This is a genomic window from Streptomyces longisporoflavus, assembly GCF_014649775.1.
Taxonomy (GTDB): domain Bacteria; phylum Actinomycetota; class Actinomycetes; order Streptomycetales; family Streptomycetaceae; genus Streptomyces; species Streptomyces longisporoflavus.
Window position 1 is genome coordinate 48830 of sequence record NZ_BMTR01000019.1, and the last position, 18197, is coordinate 67026.

Sequence of the window (18197 nt, forward strand, 5' to 3'; positions counted from 1 at the left end):
GCCGCCCTGACCAGGCAGCGATGAAGGAGCCACGCGTGCTCGACCAAGGCGCACCCCCGCAAAATCGCCCTGGCCCCTCGGGGGCCGGAGGGCTCGGCGGTCGCTTGATGCGGCGCAAGCCGGTGGAACTGCTGGTCGCGGAGGGCGGCCAGGGTGAGGGCGGCTCGCTGCGGCGCTCCCTCGGCATGTGGCAGCTGACCATGATCAGCATTGGCGCCACGCTGGGCACCGGCATTTTCGTGGTCCTCGGGGAGAGCGTCCCCAAGGCCGGGCCCGCCGTGACCCTGTCCTTCGTGCTCGCCGGGCTCACCGCACTGTTCTCCGCGCTCTCGTACGCCGAGCTCGCGGGCTCCATTCCGGTCGCCGGGTCCTCGTATTCGTACGCGTACGCAACGATGGGCGAACTCGTCGCCTGGGTCTGCGGCTGGTGCCTGGTCCTGGAGTACGGCGTGTCGGTCGCGGCCGTCGCCGTCGGCTGGGGCGAATACCTCAACGAACTGCTCGACGGCACCATCGGCGTCACCATCCCGGCCGTGCTCTCGTCGGCGCCCGGTGAGGGCGGCGTCATCAACCTGCCGGGCCTGATCGTCGTCCTGCTCGCCATGGTGTTCCTGCTCGGCGGCGCCAAGGAGTCGGCGCGGGTCAACACGATCATGGTCATCGTGAAGATCGCCGCGCTCGTGCTCTTCTGCGCCATCGGCTTCATGGGCTTCAAGTCCGGCAACTACTCCGACTTCATGCCGCTCGGCACGGCCGGTGTCAGCGCCGCCGCGGCCAGCCTCTTCTTCTCGTACATCGGCTTCGACGCCGCCTCCACCGCCGGTGAGGAGGCGAAGAACCCGCAGCGCGACCTGCCCCGCGCGATCATGCTGTCGCTGATCATCGTCACGGCGCTCTACGTCCTGGTCGCCGCCGTCGCCGTCGGCGCCTGGAACTGGGCGGACTTCGAGGGCTCCGAGGCCACGCTCGCCGCGATCATGAACGACGTCAGCGGCCAGAGCTTCTGGGGCACGCTGCTCGCCGCCGGCGCGGTCATCTCCATCGCCTCGGTCGTCCTGACCGTCCTCTACGGCCAGACCCGCGTCCTGTTCGCCATGTCCCGCGACGGCCTGGTCCCCAAGGCGTTCGGCAAGGTCAGCAAGAAGACCGGCACGCCCCGCGTGAACACCGTCATCGTGTCGCTGTTCTGCGCCGCGCTCGCCTCGGTCATCCCGCTCGGCAAGCTCGTCGACGCCACCAGCATCGGCACGCTCTTCGCCTTCGGCCTGGTCAACATCGCCGTCATCGTGCTGCGCCGGACCCGCCCGGACATGCCGCGCACCTTCCGCGTGCCGCTGGGCTGGCTCTTCCCGGTCCTCGGCTTCGCTTTCTGCGCGTACAACATGTTCAGCCTCGACTCCATCACCTGGGTCGTGTTCGGTGTCTGGATGGCCGTCGGCCTCGTGTTCTACTTCGTGTACGGCATGAGCCGCTCCCGATTGGCCTCCGCAGAGAAGTGATCCACCCCCAGTGCGACTGAACGATCTCGACGAACGCATCGTGCACGCCCTCGCCGAGGACGCCCGCCGTTCCTACGCCGACATCGGCCAGCTGGTGGGGCTCTCCGCACCCGCCGTGAAGCGGCGCGTGGACCGCCTCCGGGAGACCGGAGCGATCACGGGGTTCACCGTCCGGGTCGACCCGGCCGCGCTCGGCTGGGAGACCGAGGGGTTCATCGAGATCTACTGCCGTCGCAACACCTCGCCCGAGGCCATCCGCCGTGGCCTCGAGCGGTATCCGGAGATCGCGTCCGCCTCCACCGTCACCGGGGAGGCGGACGCCGTCGTCCAGGTCTTCGCCGCCGACATGCGGCACTTCGAGCGGGTCCTCGAAAGGATCGCCGGGGAGCATTTCGTGGAACGGACGAAGTCCGTGCTCGTGCTCTCGCCCCTGATGCGGAGATTCTCCTCGGGATCCCCTGCGTAGGCGCTGCCCGGGTTCCCGCGGGGGCGCTACTTCATCGGTCGTACGCGCAGGTCTCCGCTGCCGGGCTTCGTCTTGTCGAACGGGGCCGCGCTCACGCACTTGGGCATGTCGTCCGGCAGGTCGTTCGGGATGCCGACCATCGCCCAGCTGTAGCCGAAGCGGTCCTGCCTGCCCCGGTCGTGGACCGTCAGGCCCAGGCGCTTGCCGATCGCCCCTTTCAGGCCGCCGTCCGCCTTCGTGACGACCGCCGACACCGTGGCCACCTTTCCGCCGGTCAGCAGGCAGTCCACGCGGGCCTCGGCGGTGCCGCCGAACTCGGGTCGCTCCATGTAGTGGCTGATCTTGACGGTCCCGTGCGCGGCCCCGGGGTCGTCGCGGTCCGCGGCGTCCAGACGGGCGTCGACGGTGATGGTGGCGTCGTCGCCCGGCGGGCGGTCCAGCTTGGCGGTTCCGGTCAGGGCCGCCGCCTCGCGCCCGTGGTGCGGGGCGTCCGACGCGGTCGCGGAGCCCGCGCCCGAGGCGAGTGCGAGGAGCGCGGCGCCTACGGCGACGGCTCGGATGAGGTTGGAGCGGCGATTCATGGGGCCCCCGTTGGGCTGTGGTCCGCCCGGTCTTTCCGGGCGTGATCCACCCTTCCGGTTTCCGGCGGCCCGGGCGTCGTGCGCGAGGCGGTGACCGCGTCCGCCGTGCGGCGGGGGACGGCTGGCCCGTGAGGCGGAGACGCCGGGCCCGCCCGACCCCCGTACGGGTGGGCCCACCCGTGTCAGCCGGTCGGGTACGTCGGGTGCCAGGGCCGCACGTGGAAGTCGCCCGTGCCCTTCTTGACCTTCTCGAAGGGCGCCGCGCTCGTGCACTTGGTCAGCTTCTTGGTGCCGTCGGGGCCGCCCACCGACGCCCAGCTGTAGCCCACGCGGTCGTGCTTGCCCTGGTCGTGGACGGTGAAGCCGACGCGACCGCCCTTGATGCCCTTCAGGTTCGTGCCGGTGATGATGCCGGTGGCCGTGGCGACCTTGCCGCCGGTCATCAGACAGTCGACGCGGCCCTCGGCCCAGCCGCCCTTGCCGCCGGGCCTGTCGAGGTGGACGAAGCGGAAGGTGCCGGTCGCCTTGTCCGGGCGCATGTTGTCCCGCTTTGCCAGATGCGCGTCGAAGGTGAACGTCACGTCCTCGGTGGTCTTGCGGGACAGCTTCGCGCTGCCGGTGAGCGCGGCGGCCTCGCGCGGCTGTGTGTGCGCCGCGCCCTCGCGGGCCTGCGTGTGCGCCGCGTCGCGCGATCCGCCGTCGTCCGAGGCGGCAGCCGCTCCCGCGGCTCCCGCGCAGATCAGCAGGGCGGTTCCGACGGCGATCGCACGACCGCGGGGGCCGGTCAGGCGGCGGTCAGCGATCCGGGTGCTTGTGTCGCGGCTCACGGGGAGCCTCCGTCCGAAGTGCCGTTCACCCGGTCCTTCCGGGCGAGATCACGGTCTCGCGGCAGGGGGCCCCGGCACGTCCGGCCAGGGGCGTCAATCCGCCTCCGCCGCACGGCGGGGAACACCCCCGCACCCCCTGCGCCCGCCGGTGGACACCACTACGACCCCGGTCCCACCCCGGCCGCACAACGAATCGCCGCGAAGGGCCCCGTACGCGCAACGGATCGCGCGGCAGCCCGCAACGCTCGCGCCTTGTCCGGGCAAGGCCGCCGACCGTACCGTCTAACCGTCCCCACCAGCCCTTCCCGTCCCTTCGCATGCCCCGAGGTCCTGCCATGCCGCCGCTGCGCACCGCCCTGCTCCAGAGCTCGGGCACCCTTGGCTCCGTCGCCGCCAACCTGAAGGCGCTCGACGAGGCCGCCGCCCGTGCCGCCGCCGCGGACGCGGGTCTCCTGGTGGCCCCCGAGCTGTACCTCACCGGCTACGCGATCGGCGACGACATCCCGCGTCTCGCCGAGGCCGCCGACGGGGCTTCGGCCGCCGCGATCGCCGAGAGCGCCGCACGCCACGGCGTCGCGATCGCCTACGGCTACCCGGAGCGGGACGGCGAGACGGTCTTCAACTCCGTCCAGCTGATCGGCGCCGACGGCGCCCGCCTGGCGAACTACCGCAAGACCCACCTCTTCGGCTGCTTCGAGCGGGACCACTTCACCCCCGGTGAACAGTCCGTCGTACAGGCGGAGTTGGGCGGTATCCGGGTCGGCCTGATGATCTGCTACGACGTGGAGTTCCCGGAGAACGTCCGCGCGCACGCCCTCGCGGGCACCGACCTGCTGCTCGTGCCCACGGCCCAGATGCACCCCTTCCAGTTCGTCGCCGAGTCGGTCGTGCCGGTGCGGGCCTTCGAGAACCAGATGTACGTCGCCTACGTCAACCGGGTCGGCAAGGAAGGGGAGTTCGAGTTCGTCGGGCTCTCCACGCTGGCGGGACCGGACGGCGTCGCCCGCACTCGCGCCGGACGGGACGAGCAGCTGGTGTTCGCCGACGCGGACCCGGCCTTCCTCGCCGCGTCGCGCGAGGCCAATCCCTACCTGCGCGACCGCCGCCCGGGTCTGTACGCGTCCCTGATCTGACCCGCCCCGAGCTCCCCCTTCTTCTGTTCTGCCGTTCCCGCAAGGAGTCCGCACCCCATGACGTCCACGGTGCCCACCGCTGTCCAGCACACCGACGCCCAGCCGCCGATCACCATGTTCGGTCCGGACTTCCCGTACGCGTACGACGATTTCCTCGCGCACCCGGCGGGCCTCGGCCAGATACCCGCGACCGAGCACGGCACCGAGGTCGCGGTCATCGGCGGCGGCCTCTCCGGCATCGTGGCGGCCTACGAACTGATGAAGATGGGCCTCAAGCCCGTCGTCTACGAGGCCGACCAGATCGGCGGCCGCCTTCGCACCGTCGGCTTCGAGGGCTGTGATGGCGACCTGACCGCCGAGATGGGCGCGATGCGCTTCCCGCCGTCCTCGACGGCGCTGCAGCACTACATCGACCTGGTGGGCCTGAAGACCCAGCCGTTCCCGAACCCCCTCGCCGAGTCGACGCCCTCCACGGTCGTCGACCTCAAGGGCGAGTCGCACTACGCCGAGACCGTCGCCGACCTGCCGCAGGTCTACCGCGACGTGGCGAAGGCGTGGAACGACTGCCTGGAGGAGGGCGCCGACTTCTCCGACATGAACCGCGCCCTGCGCGAGCGCGACGTACCGAAGATCCGCGAGATCTGGTCCAAGCTCGTCGAGAAGCTCGACAACCAGACCTTCTACGGCTTCCTCTGCGACTCCGCGGCCTTCAAGTCCTTCCGGCACCGCGAGATCTTCGGCCAGGTCGGCTTCGGCACCGGCGGCTGGGACACCGACTTCCCGAACTCCATCCTGGAGATCCTGCGCGTCGTCTACACCGAGGCCGACGACCACCACCGCGGCATCGTCGGCGGCAGCCAGCAGCTGCCCCTGCGCATGTGGGACCGCGAGCCGCAGAAGATCGTGCACTGGGCGCCCGGTACGTCCCTGAGCTCGCTGCACGAGGGCGGCGTGCCGAAGCCCGCCGTGACCCGTCTTGACCGCACCGCGGGCAACCGCGTCACGGTCACCGACTCCTCGGGCGACATCCGCACCTACCAGGCGGCGATCTTCACCGCCCAGTCCTGGATGCTGCTCTCCAAGATCGCGTGCGACGACTCGCTCTTCCCCATCGACCACTGGACGGCGATGGAGCGGACCCACTACATGGAGTCCTCGAAGCTCTTCGTCCCCGTGGACCGGCCGTTCTGGCTGGACAAGGCCGTCGACGACAGGGGGAACCCGACCGGCCGTGACGTCATGTCGATGACGCTCACCGACCGCATGACGCGCGGCACCTACCTGCTCGACGACGGCCCGGACAAGCCCGCCGTCATCTGCCTCTCCTACACCTGGTGCGACGACAGCCTGAAGTGGCTGCCGCTGTCGGCGAACGAGCGCATGGAGGTCATGCTCAAGTCGCTCGGCGAGATCTACCCGAAGGTCGACATCAGGAAGCACATCATCGGCAACCCGGTGACCGTGTCCTGGGAGAACGAGCCCTACTTCATGGGCGCGTTCAAGGCGAACCTGCCGGGGCACTACCGCTACCAGCGGCGCCTGTTCACGCACTTCATGCAGGATCGCCTTCCGGCGGACAAGCGAGGGATCTTCCTCGCCGGTGACGACATCTCCTGGACGGCGGGGTGGGCCGAGGGCGCGGTGCAGACCGCGCTGAACGCGGTGTGGGGGGTCATGCATCACTTCGGGGGTGCGACCGACGCCACCAACCCCGGTCCCGGGGATGTGTACGACGAGATCGCTCCCGTCGAACTGCCTGAGGACTGACAGCGCCGTTCTGTCCGGGGTGCGTGGGGATCTGCCGGTCTGGTGTGGCTGGTCGCGCAGTTCCCCGCGCCCCCGGGGCCAGCCCCTGCGGGGCGGCCCCGGGGTCTATACCCCCGCCGCCCTCGCCTCCGCGTACACCTCCGCAGCCAAGTCCTTCAGTTCCTCCGCGTCCCGGGTGCTGCCCGCCAGTTCGATGAGGATCTCCTCCACCGCGCCCGTCGCGGCGTGCGCTTCGAGGTCCTCGACGATCTGCTCGACGTTGCCCCGGAAGGGGGCGCGCTTCTCGCCCTCGTACGCGGTCGGCGTGTAACGGGCGTTGACCCGCAGGACGCTCTGGACCGGCTGCGTGCGGCCCCGCTCGGCGGCCAGTTCCTTCAGCTCCTGCGCCTGCTCGGCCAGCTTCCCGGCGCCCGTGCCGATCGGCATCCAGCCGTCGGCGCGGTCGACCAGCCTGCGCAGAGCGCGCGGGCTGTTGGCGGGCAGCAGGATCGGGATGGGGCGGGCGGGCTTGGGGCCGACCACGGAGGGCGCGATCGTGGTCAGCTCGCCTTCGTACGCCACCGGGTCCGGGCCCCACACCGCCCGGCAGACGTCGATCATCTCGTCCAGGACCTTGCCGCGCTTCTCGAAGGGGGCCACCCCCGAGGCCGCGTACTCGTCGTGGGACCAGCCCGTGCCGAGGCCCGCGACGACGCGGCCGCCGCTCGCCGCGTCCAGCGTGGCCAGCGAACGCGCCAGCTGGAAGGGGATGTGCAGCGGGGCGATCAGGACGCTGGTGCCCAGACGGGCGCGCTCGGTGGCGGCGGCCGCGAGGGTCAAGGTGACCAGCGGATCGGCCACCGAGCGGTACGTGTCGGGCCAGGGCAGGCCCTCGATGCCGTACAGACCCTGCGTCGCGGGCTCGGGGAACAGGATGCGCTCATAGACCCACAGGCTCTCGTACCCGATCTCCTCGGCCGCGCGGGCCACCGCCGGGACGTCACGGCCGATGCTGTACTGCCGGCCCTGCGGGAGGCTGAGCCCGAGTGGTGTGGCCATGCTGGTGCTCCTTCGCGTCCGGGGTCACTGGTTTCAACGTACAGCTACAGTCGGGGAGTTACCCGGCGCCCGGCGCGGAGCGACCGGATCAGTCCGGAAGCGGGGTGAGCAGCATCCGGCCCACGAGACCGACCGCGCCGTCGAGGCGGTCGCGGAACTGCTCGGCGACCACGGGAAGTTCGCGCAGGGCCCGCAGCGCGACGGCGGTCGCCCACGCGCCGTCCCTGGCCCGCTCCAGGCTCCACGAGCCGAGCAGATGGGTGAGCGGGTCGGCGACCTGGAAGAGGTCGGGGCCCGGCATCAGCTCCTCGCGGATGCGCTCCTCCAGCGTGACCAGGATGTCGCCCACGCGGTCGAACTCGTCCGCCAGGTCCGCCGGTTCACAGCCGAGCGTGCGGCAGGCGTCCACGACGGCCAGCGGAAGATCGTGCCCGATGTGCGCGTTGATACCCGCGAGCGCGAACTGCAGCGGACGTACGCCGGGATGGCGCCGGAGCTCGAAAAGCGGTCGCCAGCAGGCGGGCGGCCTGCGGTCGGCGGCCGCCGTGTCGACCGCCGTCAGATACCGCTCCGCGAACAGGACGTCCAGTGTGATCGCGGCTCCGCGGTCCGGGAAACCGCCGATGTCGAGGTGCCGGCCGACCTCTTCGGTGACCGCGAGATAGACCCGGTTGAAGACCCCGACCCCGTCGCCGGAGGGGAAGCCGTCGCCGAGTGCGCGCATCCGCCTCGCCACGCCGTCAACCCCGTGCGCCGGGCCTGTGGACTCCGCGAACCGCTGCAACTGCGCCATGACGGCAGGGTCCCAGTCCTACGCTGGCCCGAGTGCCGCCGCACCGGCCGCTTCCCCAGAACGAGGGAAAGACGGCCGTATGTGCCCCCGGGCAGGGGAGCCGGCATGCCCGCCGCGTCAGGGGGACGCGGGGGAGGGGGAGGGAAAGACCGTGTCAGGCAACCGTGCACGACATCGCGCCGGACGAGGAATCGGACGGCGGGCTGGACGAGGGATCGGACGGGGACGCACCGCCCGCCACGGAGTCATGGTCGCCGCGGCCTCGGTGGTGGCCGCTGTCGGCGCCGTCGCCGGGCTGGTCTCCGCCCTGGACGAGGGCGACGGCGAGGACCGGGCACGCCCGAGGGTGACGAAGTCGCCGACGTTCGCACCGCTGCCCGCGGTGCCGACGCCCTCCGCGTCCGAGTCACCGGCGAAACCGTCCCCGTCGAAGTCCTCCGCCGCGCCGAGACCGAAGCCGACCCCGAAGCCTTCGGCACAGCGCCCGAAGAAGCGGAGCACCGCCGCTCCCGCGGCCGGTGCCCTCTACCGGCACGGTGATTCCCAGGTCCTCGACTGGGTCAGGGCCCATCGCGGCGACCCGCGCAGGCCGCTCATCGAGTCACGGATCGCGGCCCGGCCCGCGGCCGTCTGGTTCGCGGACTACGCGCCGCAGACCATCACCTCACGGGTGCGAGCGGTGACATCGAGCGCCGGGGACCGGGTGCCCGTCGTCGTGCCGTACGCGATACCGGACCGCGACTGCGGGGGCGCCTCCGAGGGCGGGGCGCCGGATCTCGCGGCGTACGACGCGTGGATCGGCAAGTTCGCCGCGGGCCTCGGCTCGGGCGAGGTCATCGTCATCCTCGAACCGGACTCCATCGCGCAGTCCGCATGCCTCCCGGCGAAGCAGCGCACCGCCCGCTACGCCGCGCTCGCCCGCGCCGGCCGCACCCTGAAGGCCGCCAATCCCGCGGCCCGGGTCTATTACGACGCCGGGCACTCCGGCTGGAACGCCGCGGCCAAGCAGGCCGGACGGCTGCGCGCGGCCGGCGCCGCTTCCTCCGCGTCGTCCGACGGCGTCTTCACGAACGTCTCGAACTTCCACCGCACCGCCGACGAGGCCGCCTACGCCCGCGAGGTCCTCGCGGCCCTCGGCGGTCCGGCGGGCCTGGGCGCCGTCATCGACACCAGCCGCAACGGAAACGGCGCCCCGGCGGGCGACGAGTGGTGCGACCCGGCCGGCCGGAAGCTGGGGCAGAGCCCGACGCTGCGCACCGGCGAGTCCCGCGTCGACGCCTACCTGTGGATCAAACTCCCCGGCGAGTCCGACGGCTGCCGGGGCGAACCGGGGACGTTCTCGCCCGGCTACGCCTACGACTTGGCGCGCGACTGAGAGCCGCCGGTTCCGGGGGCCGTTTCGTCACCGGCGTCGCCGGCGTCGTCGGCGTCGCCTTCGTCGTACGTGGAGGTGCCCGAATCGAGCAGCGGCTCCTGCGTCTTGAGGTGCGGCGGGGCGAAGGCGCGCAGGACGTGATAGCCGGTGATCACGACGATCGTGCCGAGCGCGATGCCGCTCAGCTCGAAGTTGTCGGTGATCTTCAGCGAGACGCCGCCGACGCCGATGATGATGCCCGCGGCGGCCGGGACCAGGTTCAGCGGGTTGCGCAGGTCCACCCCGGCGTTGATCCAGATCTGGGCGCCGAGCAGGCCGATCATGCCGTAGAGGATGACGGTGATGCCGCCGAGGACCCCGCCGGGGATGGCCGCGACGACCGCGCCGAACTTGGGGCAGAGGCCGAAGAGCAGCGCGAAGCAGGCGGCGGCCCAGTACGCGGCCGTGGAGTAGACGCGGGTGGCGGCCATCACGCCGATGTTCTCGGAGTACGTCGTGTTGGGCGGGCCGCCCACCGCCGTGGAGAGCATGGAGGCGGCGCCGTCGGCGGAGATCGCGGTGCCGAGCTTGTCGTCCAGGGAGTCGCCGGTCATCTCGCCGACCGCCTTGACGTGCCCGGCGTTCTCGGCGACCAGCGCGATGACGACGGGCAGCGCGACGAGGATCGCCGACCACTCGAAGCTTGGCGCGTGGAAGGTCGGCAGGCCGATCCAGTCGGCGTCGCCGACGGCGGAGAGGTCGAGGCGCCAGTGGTCGACGACCTTGCCCGAGCCGTCCGCCGAGTGGATCTTGCCGAAGGTCAGGTCGAGGACCCAGGACAGGGCGTACCCGAAGATCAGCCCGAGGAAGATCGCCACGCGCGACCAGAATCCGCGCAGGCAGACCACGGCCAAACCGGTGAACAGCATCACCAGGAGCGCCGTCCACTGGTCCTGCGGCCAGTACGTCGACGCGGTGACCGGCGCCAGATTGAAGCCGATCAGCATGACGACGGCGCCGGTGACGATCGGCGGCATCGCGGCGTGGATGATCCGCGCCCCGAACCTCTGGACGGCCAGGCCCACCAGGAACAGCGCGGCGCCGACCACGAAGACCGCGCCCGTCACCGTCGCCGAGGAGCCGCCCTGCGCGCGGATGACCGCGGCCACGCCCACGAAGGAGAGCGAACAGCCCAGGTAGCTGGGCACCCGGCCGCGGGTGGCGAGCAGGAAGATGACGGTCGCGACGCCCGACATCATGATCGCGAGGTTGGGGTCGAGGCCCATCAGGACCGGCGCCACGAAGGAGGCGCCGAACATGGCGACCACGTGCTGGGCGCCGAGCCCGAAGGTCCGCGGCCACGAGAGCCGCTCGTCGGGACGGACGACGGCTCCGGGCGCGGGGGTGCGTCCGTCGCCGTGCAGTCTCCAGCGCACGCCGAGATCCATGGTTCTGTTCCGCTTTCTGTGCGCCGAGCTGTGGGCATGGCCCGTGTCCGGGAACGGCCCGTGAAAAATGACCGGAAAGATCAGCGCAATGTTAGTGCGGCATAAGTCCGGCTACCCGTCGGGGCGGACGCGGACGCGGACGCGGTGCGGGTACGGCGGCGGGCTCAGGTGCGCGGGCCGGACGTCCCCGCGCCCGTGGCATCGGCGGAAGCGACCACGGTGGCCTCGCGGCTCTCCGTACGCAGGACACCCGCGAACGCCACGAGCCCGCAGGCGAGCACCGTCACCAGACCGAAGGAGACCACCAGGCTCGTCGCGTCGGCGAGCGTGCCGATCGCGGACGGGGCGATCAGGCCCGACGTGTACGTGATGGTGGCGACGCCCGCGATGGCCTGGCTCGGATTCGGGCCGCTGCGTCCGGCCGCGGCGAACGCGAGGGGCACCACGACCGCGATGCCGAGTCCGAGCATCGCGAAGCCGCACATGGCGAGCGCCGGATGCGGGGCGAGGACCACGAGCAGTCCGCCGAGCGCGGCGACGACGCCGCCCACCCGCACCGTGCGGACCGACCCGAAGCGGTCGACCACCGAGTCCCCCGCGAGCCGGGCGATCGCCATGGTGAGCGTGAATCCGGTGGTGGACGCGGCGGCGACACCGGCCGAGGAGTCCAGGACGTCCCGCAGATAGACCGCGGACCAGTCCAGGCTCGCGCCCTCCGCGAAGACCGCGCAGAAGCCGACGGCGCCGATGAGCAGCGCCGACTTCGGCGGCAGCGAGAAGCGCGGCGGCGCGGCCTCCTCGGCCTCCGCCTGGAGATCGAGCACGCCCTGGCAGGCGACGAGGCCGATCGCGGTGAGCGTGACGGCGGCGAGCGCGTGGTGCAGGCGGGCGTCCGAGCCCAGATGGGCGGCGACCGTGCCCGCCGCGGAGCCGATCAGGGCGCCGACGCTCCACATGCCGTGCAGGCCCGACATGATCGACTTCTTCATGCGGGTCTCGATCTCGACGCCGAGGGCGTTCATCGCCACGTCCGACATGCCCGCCGTCGCGCCGTACACGAACAGGGCCGCGCAGAGCGTGAGCAGATTCGGGGCGAGCGAGGGAAGGATCAGGGCCATCGTCCACAGGGCGAGCAGCCCGCGCAGCGCCGTCCGTGCGCCGAAGCGGTGACTGACCCAGCCCGCGAGCGGCATCGCCACGGAGGCGCCGATCGCGGGGAAGGCCAGGGCGAGGCCGAGGAAGCCGGCGCTGAGACCGGCGTGCTCCTGGATCCACGGCACGCGGGTGGCGAAGGAGCCGGTGACCGCGCCGTGCACGCAGAAGACGGCGGCCACGGCATACCGCGCCCGCTTCAACTGCCGTACGTCGTAAACCACTTCACTCATCGATGTGCCGCCCCTCCCGAGTTCCGCCCCGCTTCGGCGACGTAAACTATCAGGAACCCTGCCTGATAAATAGCAGCTTTATGGAAGGATCCCCGGCATGCCCGCATCACCGAGCACCGCCCGGGCCATCAACGACCGGTTCGCCCTGGGGCTCCTGCAGCGCGAAGGCCCGCTGACCGCCAACCAGTTGAAGCAGCTGACCGGCCTCTCCAGGCCCTCGGTCGCCGACCTGGTCGAGCGCCTCCAGGGCTCGGGCCTGATAGCGGTCGTGGGGGAGGCGGGTGCCCGGCGCCGGGGACCCAATGCCCGGCTCTACGGGATCGTCGCCGACCGGGCTCACCTCGCCGCGCTCGACGTACGCACCGACGGCGTCTCCGTGGTGGTCACCGACCTGCTGGGCGCCGTACTCGCCGAAGCCTCCGCGCCCATCGGCGGCGACACCGGCACCGGCAGCGCGGTCGAGCAGGCCGTCGCCCTCGTCGAGCGCACCGCGCGCGAAGGCGGCGTCCATCTGCTGCACACCGTGGCGATCGGGGCGCCAGGGCTCATCGACCCCGCCACCGGTGAGCTGCGCGGCACCACGGGACTCCCCGCCTGGCACCGCAGTCTCACCGGGGCCCTCCAGGAGCGGCTGCCGGCCCGCGTGCTGGTGGAGAACGAGACCAACCTCGCCGCCCGCGCCGAACAGCGGGAAGGCGCCGCCCACGACCGCGACACCTTCGTGCTCCTCTGGCTCGGGGAGGGCGTCGGCGCCGCCGTCGTCCTCGATGGAACCCTGCGCCGCGGCGCCTCGGGCGGCACCGGGGAGATCGGCTTCCTGCCGGTGCCGGGCACGGACCGGCTGCCGTCCGCCACCGCCTGCGACGGCGGTTTCCACTCGCTCGCCTGCGCCGCGGCGCTGCGTGACCTCGGCGCCGAACACGGAATCCTGGAGCCCGGCGCCGGCGCCGCCGACGTGATGCGCCACGCCGCCGGGACCGGCCACGAGGCCTATCTCGACGCGGCGGCCGACCGGATCGCCGTCGGCGCCGCGGCCATGGCCGCGATCCTCGACCCCGGCTGCGTGGTCCTGGGCGGCGAGGTGGGCCGCGCGGGCGGCGAACCGCTCGCCGTCCGGGTGGCGCACCGCCTCACCGCGATGTCTCCGCTGCGCACGGAGGTCAGGGCGAGCACCCTCGGCGGCTCGGCCGTACTGCGCGGCGCGCTGCTCGCCGCACGGGACGCGGCGCAGGACGAACTTTTCGGGCCACACCCCTGACAGGCCCGCCCTGACAGGCCCGCCTGTGAGCCAGGCCACAGGGGTTCGCCCGTATGGGCCTCGATCAGGCGTGGCACACTGGCTTCGTACCAAAAGCAGCGCACTCCGGGGTCGGTGTAATTCCGAACCGGCGGTTATAGTCCGCGACCCGGCCGCCTCCAGCGGTCGGTTGACCAGGTGAAATTCCTGGACCGACGGTGAAAGTCCGGATGGGAGGCAGTGCGCGGCGGGCGGGCATTCGTGCACGTCGCCGAATGGCTTGTTCTGGGGATACCCGGTTTCCGGGCTTCCCGGGAGAGGTCTCGTTTCCGGCGGCGCTCCCGGTGCCGCAGTCCGTACATTCTGTCGTCATCGACAGGCCCCGGAGTCCGTGCCCGAAGAGGCAGGAGGACCCGGTGGCCACCGCAGCCGCAGCCGCAGCGAACGACCATGAGCGCACCGCCATGCGTCGCGCCATCGGGCTCGCCGCCCTCGGACTCGGCTCCACCAGCCCCAACCCGGTCGTCGGATGCGTGATCGTCGACGCGTCCGGAGAGACCGTCGGCGAGGGCCACCACCAGCGCGCGGGCGGCCCGCACGCCGAGGTCCACGCCCTGCGCGCGGCCGGCGAGAAGGCCCGCGGCGCCACCGCCCTGGTCACCCTCGAACCCTGCAACCACACCGGACGCACCGGCCCCTGCGCACAGGCGCTCATCGACGCCGGGATCGCCCGTGTGGTCTACGCGGTCGGCGACCCGAACCCCACCGCGACCGGGGGCGCGCAGCGACTGCGTACCGCCGGAGTCGACGTGGTGGCGGGCCTGCTCGAAGCCGAGGCGGCAGCGGGCAACGCCGCCTGGCTGACCTCCGTGCGGCTCGGCCGCCCGCACGTCACCTGGAAGTACGCCGCCTCGCTCGACGGCCGCATCGCCGCAGACGACGGCAGCAGCCGCTGGATCACCTCCGGCGAGGCCCGCGCCGACGTCCACCGCCTGCGCGCCGAGTGCGACGCGGTCGTCGTCGGCTCCGGCACCCAGCGCGCCGACGACCCGCACCTCGCCGTGCGGGGCATCGAAGGCGCCGTCCAGCCGCTGCGCGTCGTCGTCGACACGAACGGCACCGCGGTCAGGCCCGGCGCCCGCGTCCTGGACGACGCGGCACCCACGCTCGTCGCGGTCGCCGAGAACGTGACCGCCGAAGGCGCGGCGGAGACCGTACGACTGCCGCGTGCGGACGGCGGTCTTGACATCCACGCCCTCCTCGGCGAGCTGCACGCGCGCGGAGTGCGTTCCGTCCTCCTCGAAGGCGGACCGACGCTCGCCGGAGCCTTCGTCGCCGCCGGCGCCGTCGACCGCGTCGTCGGCTACCTCGCCCCCGTCCTGCTCGGCGCGGGCCCCGCCGCCCTGAGCGGCGGCGGAATCACCACCATCACCGAAGCGTTGCGGCTCGACGTGAGCGAGACCGTCCGTATCGGCCCCGACCTGCGCGTCACCGCGACCCTCGTAGCGAAGGAGCACTGAAGTGTTCACCGGAATCGTCGAAGAGCTGGGCGAGATCACCGCCGTCGAGAACCTGGACGACGCGTCGCGCTTCCGCGTCCGCGGCCCCGTCGTCACCGACGGCGCCAAGCACGGCGACTCCATCGCGGTCAACGGCGTCTGTCTGACGGTCGTGGAGCACGAGGGCGACGAGTTCACCGCCGACGTGATGGCCGAGACCCTGAACCGCTCCAGCCTCGGCGCGCTCGCCGCGGGCTCGCGGGTCAACCTGGAGCGGCCCACCGCGGTGGGCGACCGCCTGGGCGGCCACATCGTGCAGGGGCATGTCGACGGCACAGGCGAGATCGTCGACCGCAAGCCCTCCGAGAACTGGGAGATCGTCAAGATCTCCCTCCCGGCGGACCTCTCCCGCTATGTCGTGGAGAAGGGCTCCATCACCGTCGACGGCGTCAGCCTGACGGTGGTCGACGCCGGGCCCGACTACTTCACCATCAGCCTCATCCCCACCACCCTCGCCCTGACCACGCTCGGCATCAAGCAGCCCGGCGACCCGGTCAACCTCGAGGTGGACGTCATCGCCAAGTACGTCGAGCGGATGCTCGGCGACCGCGTACTCCCCGCATCCGCTCCCGCATCCGCGTCCGCCGCTCCCGCCCAGGAGGCCACGAAGTGAACTGGCTCAACTCCGAAGCCTTCACGGTCTTCGGGCAGCACGTGATCTGGTCCGACATGGTGGGCAACACCATCGGCCTGATCGCCCTCGCCCTCGGCTGGCGGCGCTCCATATGGACCTGGCCGGCCCAGTTCCTCTCCGGCGTCATCCTCGTCGGCGCCTACGCCTCCGCCCACCTCTCCGGCGGCGTGGGCAAGCAGCTCCTCGTCATCGGCGTGGCCCTGTGGGGATGGCGCCTGTGGAGCAACGGCAAGCAGCAGGCGCAGGACGGCTCCATCGCCGTCCGGTTCGCCACCTGGAAGGAGCGCGGGATCCTGCTCGGCGGCACCGCCGTCGGCACCCTCGCGGTGGGCGCCCTGTTCTCCGCCGTCCCCGACCTGTCCTGGAACCCCTGGCCCGACGCGTACATCTTCGTCGGCACGCTCGCCGCGATGGTTGCCCAGGCCCGCGGCCTGGTGGAGTTCTGGTTCGCTTGGCTCCTGGTCGACGTGGTCGGCGTACCGCTCGCGTTCAGCAGCGGCCTCGCCTTCTCCGGCCTCGTGTACGTCATCTACCTCGCTCTTGTCCTGTGGGGCATGCGCGACTGGTGGCTGCGCTCGCGCGCTGCGTCCTCGCAGGCCGCGCAGTCCTCGCAGCCCGTCATGGAAGGAGCCCCGGCATGACTGCGGCACCTGTTTGGTACAGCACGGGTCACGAAGAAGACGCGTCTGACCTCGCCCTCGACCCCGTCGAGGCGGCCATCCGCGACATCGCCGCCGGACGGCCCGTCGTGGTCGTCGACGACGAGGACCGCGAGAACGAGGGCGACCTCGTCATCGCCGCCGAGAAGGCGACGCCCGAGATCATCGCCTTCATGATGAGCGAGTGCCGCGGCCTGATCTGCGCGCCCATGGAGGGCGACGAGCTGGACCGCCTCCAGCTCCCGCAGATGGTCGAGAACAACACCGAGTCGATGCGGACGGCCTTCACCGTCTCCGTCGACGCGAGCAGCGCGCACGGCGTCACCACCGGAATCTCGGCCGCCGACCGCGCCACCACGCTCCAGATGCTCGCCGCGGGCACGTACGAGCCCACCGACTTCGTGCGTCCCGGCCACATCTTCCCGCTGCGCGCCAAGTCCGGCGGCGTCCTGGTCCGCAACGGCCACACCGAGGCCGCGGTCGACCTGGCGCGCCTCGCGGGGCTGCGCCCGGCCGGCGCCATCGTCGAGATCGCGGGCGAGGACGGCACGATGCTCCGCCTGCCCGAGCTGATCCCCTTCGCCCGCAAGCACGGCCTGACGATCATCTCCATCGAGGACCTGATCGCCTACCGCAGCAGCTCCGAGCCGACGGTCCGCCGCGAGGCCGAGGTCCGCCTGCCCACCGCTTTCGGCGAGTTCACGGCGTACGGCTACCGCTCCACTGTCGACGGCGTCGAGCACGTCGCCCTCGTGCACGGTGAGGTCGGCGAGGGCGCCGACGTCCTCGTCCGCATCCACTCCGAGTGCCTGACCGGCGACGTCTTCCACTCCCTGCGCTGCGACTGCGGCCCGCAGCTCGAGGCGTCGATGCAGCGCATCACGGACGAGGGCCGCGGCATCGTGGTCTACCTCCGCGGCCACGAGGGGCGCGGCATCGGCCTGCTCTCCAAGCTGCGCGCCTACGAGCTCCAGGAGCGCGGCAGCGACACCCTGGACGCCAACCTGGAACTCGGCCTGCCCGCCGACGCCAGGGACTACGGCGCGGGCGCGCGGATCCTGGACGACCTCGGTGTCCGCAGCGTGCGCCTGATGACGAACAACCCCGACAAGACCGACGCGGTGGTCCGGCACGGCCTGGAGGTCACCGGACGCGAGCCCATGCCGGTCAAGGCGGGCGAGCACAACCTCCGGTACCTGCGCACCAAGCGGGACCGGATGGGTCACGACCTGCCCTGGCTCGACGCCCCCGAAGTGTCCGCCTGCGGCAATCAGTAAGCAACGTACAGAGAACTTTCGAGCGACCAGGAGAAGCGCGTGAGCGGCAAGGGTGCACCCGAACTGAGCGTGAAGAACTGCGGAGACCTGCGGGTCGCGGTGATCGCCGCCCAGTGGCACGAGAAGGTCATGGACGGCCTCGTCGACGGCGCGCTGCGTGCCCTGCACGAGCTCGGCATCAGCGAGCCGACCGTCCTGCGCGTGCCCGGCAGCTTCGAGCTGCCGGTCGTCGCCAAGGTCCTCGCCGGCCGTGGCTACGACGCGATCGTGGCGCTCGGCGTCGTCATCCGCGGCGGAACGCCGCACTTCGAGTACGTGTGCCAGGGCGTCACCCAGGGTCTGACCCAGGTGACCGTGGACACCGGCGTGCCCGTCGGCTTCGGCGTCCTCACCTGCGACACCGAGGAGCAGGCCCTGGACAGGGCGGGCATCGAGGGCTCCCGCGAGGACAAGGGACACGAGGCCGTCACCGCCGCCGTCGCCACCGCCACCACGCTCCGTACGATCTCCGAACCCTGGCGGTGAGCGGACCCGGGGAGC

At 71.8% G+C, this 18197-nt stretch carries 17 protein-coding genes and 1 riboswitch; of the genes, 11 read left to right on the top strand and 6 right to left on the bottom strand.

Annotated features, from left to right (window positions below; genetic code table 11):
* Positions 1-35: 35 nt before the first annotated feature.
* Positions 36-1499, top strand: coding sequence for an amino acid permease (locus IE226_RS31875; protein WP_190084897.1), 1464 nt, complete (start codon positions 36-38; stop codon positions 1497-1499).
* A gap of 10 nt (positions 1500-1509) precedes the next feature.
* Positions 1510-1965, top strand: a complete 456-nt coding sequence (locus IE226_RS31880) for an Lrp/AsnC family transcriptional regulator (protein WP_190084898.1) — start codon at positions 1510-1512, stop codon at positions 1963-1965.
* A 26-nt stretch (positions 1966-1991) separates the two neighbouring features.
* Here IE226_RS31880 and IE226_RS31885 read toward each other — a convergent pair whose 3' ends face one another.
* Positions 1992-2546 (bottom strand): Repetin, encoded by a 555-nt coding sequence (locus IE226_RS31885; protein WP_190084899.1) that lies wholly within the window; start codon positions 2544-2546, stop codon positions 1992-1994.
* Positions 2547-2728: 182 nt separating this feature from the next.
* Positions 2729-3373 carry a Repetin gene (locus tag IE226_RS31890; protein ID WP_229871654.1) on the bottom strand — a complete coding sequence of 215 codons (645 nt, stop codon included), beginning with the start codon at positions 3371-3373 and terminating at the stop codon, positions 2729-2731.
* A 344-nt stretch (positions 3374-3717) separates the two neighbouring features.
* Here IE226_RS31890 and IE226_RS31895 point away from each other — a divergent pair, with 344 nt between their 5' ends.
* Together IE226_RS31895 and IE226_RS31900 are read left to right on the top strand one after the other, a co-directional pair.
* The gene (locus IE226_RS31895) at positions 3718-4506 is read left to right on the top strand and encodes a carbon-nitrogen hydrolase family protein (RefSeq protein WP_190084970.1); all 789 of its coding nucleotides are present in this window, start codon (positions 3718-3720) and stop codon (positions 4504-4506) included.
* 57 nt (positions 4507-4563) lie between these two features.
* Entirely contained in the window at positions 4564-6273 is a 1710-nt protein-coding gene (locus IE226_RS31900; RefSeq protein ID WP_190084900.1) for a flavin monoamine oxidase family protein, read from the top strand.
* Positions 6274-6378: 105 nt separating this feature from the next.
* Here the strand turns inward: IE226_RS31900 and IE226_RS31905 are convergent, their stop codons facing one another.
* A complete protein-coding gene (locus IE226_RS31905; protein WP_190084901.1) occupies positions 6379-7311 on the bottom strand; it encodes an LLM class F420-dependent oxidoreductase in 933 nt (310 codons plus the stop codon).
* A gap of 88 nt (positions 7312-7399) precedes the next feature.
* Positions 7400-8104 (bottom strand): DUF5995 family protein, encoded by a 705-nt coding sequence (locus IE226_RS31910; protein ID WP_190084902.1) that lies wholly within the window; start codon positions 8102-8104, stop codon positions 7400-7402.
* A gap of 247 nt (positions 8105-8351) precedes the next feature.
* Between IE226_RS31910 and IE226_RS31915 the strand changes: the two genes are divergently transcribed.
* Positions 8352-9479: a glycoside hydrolase family 6 protein gene (locus IE226_RS31915; RefSeq protein ID WP_190084903.1), complete on the top strand. Its 1128-nt coding sequence runs from the start codon at positions 8352-8354 to the stop codon at positions 9477-9479.
* Here the strand turns inward: IE226_RS31915 and IE226_RS31920 are convergent.
* Together IE226_RS31920 and IE226_RS31925 are read right to left on the bottom strand one after the other, a co-directional pair.
* The gene (locus IE226_RS31920) at positions 9458-10906 is read right to left on the bottom strand and encodes a uracil-xanthine permease family protein (RefSeq protein WP_190084904.1); all 1449 of its coding nucleotides are present in this window, start codon (positions 10904-10906) and stop codon (positions 9458-9460) included. The two genes, IE226_RS31915 and IE226_RS31920, sit on opposite strands and share 22 nt — an antisense overlap.
* 164 nt (positions 10907-11070) lie before the next feature.
* Entirely contained in the window at positions 11071-12291 is a 1221-nt protein-coding gene (locus IE226_RS31925) for an MFS transporter (protein WP_190084905.1), read from the bottom strand.
* A gap of 97 nt (positions 12292-12388) precedes the next feature.
* Between IE226_RS31925 and IE226_RS31930 the strand changes: the two genes are divergently transcribed.
* From IE226_RS31930 to ribH, 6 genes are all read left to right on the top strand, one after another.
* Positions 12389-13549 carry an ROK family transcriptional regulator gene (locus IE226_RS31930; RefSeq protein WP_190084906.1) on the top strand — a complete coding sequence of 387 codons (1161 nt, stop codon included), beginning with the start codon at positions 12389-12391 and terminating at the stop codon, positions 13547-13549.
* Positions 13550-13645: 96 nt separating this feature from the next.
* Positions 13646-13776: riboswitch (FMN riboswitch) on the top strand.
* A 216-nt stretch (positions 13777-13992) separates the two neighbouring features.
* A complete protein-coding gene (gene ribD / locus IE226_RS31935; RefSeq protein WP_190084971.1) occupies positions 13993-15048 on the top strand; it encodes a bifunctional diaminohydroxyphosphoribosylaminopyrimidine deaminase/5-amino-6-(5-phosphoribosylamino)uracil reductase RibD in 1056 nt (351 codons plus the stop codon).
* Between the two features lies 1 nt (position 15049).
* A complete protein-coding gene (locus IE226_RS31940) occupies positions 15050-15700 on the top strand; it encodes a riboflavin synthase (RefSeq protein ID WP_190084907.1) in 651 nt (216 codons plus the stop codon).
* Between the two features lie 56 nt (positions 15701-15756).
* A complete protein-coding gene (locus IE226_RS31945) occupies positions 15757-16362 on the top strand; it encodes a nicotinamide mononucleotide transporter family protein (protein WP_190084972.1) in 606 nt (201 codons plus the stop codon).
* Positions 16359-17657 (top strand): bifunctional 3,4-dihydroxy-2-butanone-4-phosphate synthase/GTP cyclohydrolase II, encoded by a 1299-nt coding sequence (locus IE226_RS31950; RefSeq protein WP_190084908.1) that lies wholly within the window; start codon positions 16359-16361, stop codon positions 17655-17657. The genes IE226_RS31945 and IE226_RS31950 overlap by 4 nt, the downstream gene beginning before the upstream one ends.
* A gap of 39 nt (positions 17658-17696) precedes the next feature.
* Positions 17697-18182: a 6,7-dimethyl-8-ribityllumazine synthase gene (ribH, locus tag IE226_RS31955; RefSeq protein WP_190084909.1), complete on the top strand. Its 486-nt coding sequence runs from the start codon at positions 17697-17699 to the stop codon at positions 18180-18182.
* The last annotated feature ends 15 nt before the right edge of the window (positions 18183-18197 follow it).

Excerpts from the sequence above, each read along its gene's own strand:
- IE226_RS31945 (WP_190084972.1), top strand. The coding sequence starts at position 15,757 with ATGGTGGGCAACACCATCGGCCTGATCGCCCTCGCCCTCGGCTGGCGG.
- IE226_RS31930 (WP_190084906.1), top strand. The coding sequence starts at position 12,389 with ATGCCCGCATCACCGAGCACCGCCCGGGCCATCAACGACCGGTTCGCC.
- IE226_RS31900 (WP_190084900.1), top strand. The coding sequence starts at position 4,564 with ATGACGTCCACGGTGCCCACCGCTGTCCAGCACACCGACGCCCAGCCG.
- IE226_RS31920 (WP_190084904.1), bottom strand. The coding sequence starts at position 10,906 with ATGGATCTCGGCGTGCGCTGGAGACTGCACGGCGACGGACGCACCCCC.
- IE226_RS31950 (WP_190084908.1), top strand. The coding sequence starts at position 16,359 with ATGACTGCGGCACCTGTTTGGTACAGCACGGGTCACGAAGAAGACGCG.
- IE226_RS31885 (WP_190084899.1), bottom strand. The coding sequence starts at position 2,546 with ATGAATCGCCGCTCCAACCTCATCCGAGCCGTCGCCGTAGGCGCCGCG.
- ribD (WP_190084971.1), top strand. The coding sequence starts at position 13,993 with ATGCGTCGCGCCATCGGGCTCGCCGCCCTCGGACTCGGCTCCACCAGC.
- IE226_RS31925 (WP_190084905.1), bottom strand. The coding sequence starts at position 12,291 with ATGAGTGAAGTGGTTTACGACGTACGGCAGTTGAAGCGGGCGCGGTAT.
- IE226_RS31905 (WP_190084901.1), bottom strand. The coding sequence starts at position 7,311 with ATGGCCACACCACTCGGGCTCAGCCTCCCGCAGGGCCGGCAGTACAGC.
- IE226_RS31910 (WP_190084902.1), bottom strand. The coding sequence starts at position 8,104 with ATGGCGCAGTTGCAGCGGTTCGCGGAGTCCACAGGCCCGGCGCACGGG.
- IE226_RS31915 (WP_190084903.1), top strand. The coding sequence starts at position 8,352 with ATGGTCGCCGCGGCCTCGGTGGTGGCCGCTGTCGGCGCCGTCGCCGGG.